At 38.7% G+C, this 1430-nt stretch carries 1 protein-coding gene; it reads left to right on the top strand.

What is annotated here, in order from left to right:
• Positions 1 to 52 precede the first annotated feature (52 nt).
• Positions 53 to 1245 (top strand): IS3 family transposase gene (locus DS885_RS16620; RefSeq protein ID WP_113820519.1). Its coding sequence is split into 2 segments (ribosomal slippage): positions 53 to 358 and positions 361 to 1245, totalling 1191 coding nucleotides; the frame shifts between segments, so codons are not numbered across the junction.
• Positions 1246 to 1430: the final 185 nt, after the last annotated feature.

Genomic DNA, 1430 nt, shown 5'->3' with positions numbered 1-1430 from the left:
TGATGCTCACCCACTTTAGTAGACACCTCCTCTATACACTGAGGAGGTTGAAATGCCCAAATATACACAACCAAGAAAGACCTGGTTTTATCCAGTAAGCTTTAAAATTAAAGCGGTCAAACTAAGCTTAAGAGACGATGTAATGTCTAAGGATGTTGCTTCAGCACTTGATATTCATCCATTAATGTTAAGTCGGTGGCGAAAAGAGTATCGAGAAGGAAAGTTCTTAAAGGTACAGCGCTACAGTGTCGATAGTGAAAATATGAAAAAAGTCCCTACTAAAAAAGAATTAACTGCAATTCAGAAGCTTCAGAAAGAAAATGAGCGTTTGAAATTGGAGAATGATTTGCTAAAAAAGTGGCAACGGTATCTGGCGGAAGTACATCAGAACGATTTGGATTCATCCAAAGGTTCGGAGAAGTCTTAGGCGTCAAATACCTTTGTGAATGGCTTGAGGTCTCTCGTAGTGGCTACTATGCCTGGTTAAAAAGGTCTATTTCGGTGAGGGCCTTATCAGATGCAGTTTTGTTGCAAAGTATTAAGAAAGTGTTTAACGATAATCACCAAACTTATGGAAGCCCCCGAGTCTTTCATGCCTTAAAAAGGGCTGGCATAAGAACAAGTGGAAAGCGGGTTGCACGATTAATGCGTGAGAATGGGCTAAGGGCACGGGCAATAAAAACTTATAGCAAGCCCGCTAAGATAAAGTTCTTTTATAAAGAAATACAAAATGAACGTAAGAATATTGAGAAGCCAACAGATATCAATCAACAATGGTCAGGTGATATTACGTATCTTAAAGTTGGAACTAAGTGGCACTATCTTGCAGTCGTTATTGACTTGTTTTCACGTAGAGTTATCGGATGGGCTTTTGGGAAGAACAAATCTACAGAGCTTACTCTTAAAGCATTACGTTTGGCGATTAAAAAGCGTCAACCTGTCAATCGTGTATTGTTTCATACAGACCGAGGTGCGGAATATAGAGCACATAATGTTCAGGAATATTTAAAAAGACACAACATTAATGCGAGTATGAATCGACCAGGGTGTTGCACGGACAATGCAGAAGTAGAGTCATTTTTTCACTCGCTTAAAGCCGATTTAATTCGAGGAAATCGTTTTGAAACAATGAGTAAGTTGCATTCTAAGCTTAAAGGCTATTTAAACTATTTTTATAATCGACAGCGCTTGCATTCGAGCTTAGGATATAAAACACCTGTAGAATATGAATTAGCAAAGATATAACAAGTGGAAGGTGTCCACTTTTGCGGGTGAAGATCAACTAAAACAGTGGGTTAGGTTTCGCTTCGCTACACATTTTAACCCACTATTTTAGTCCGCTTAACGCGGCGTTGAGACCGTAGAATAACTCTTTTATAAGAAAAATAGTCGACATTATGGGTTTCAAATGCATTACCTAGGGTGAGAAA

The sequence above is a fragment of the Psychromonas sp. B3M02 genome, from assembly GCF_003318165.1.
In the GTDB taxonomy this organism is placed as follows: domain Bacteria; phylum Pseudomonadota; class Gammaproteobacteria; order Enterobacterales; family Psychromonadaceae; genus Psychromonas.
This window is presented reverse-complemented; position numbering and strand designations above follow the sequence as displayed.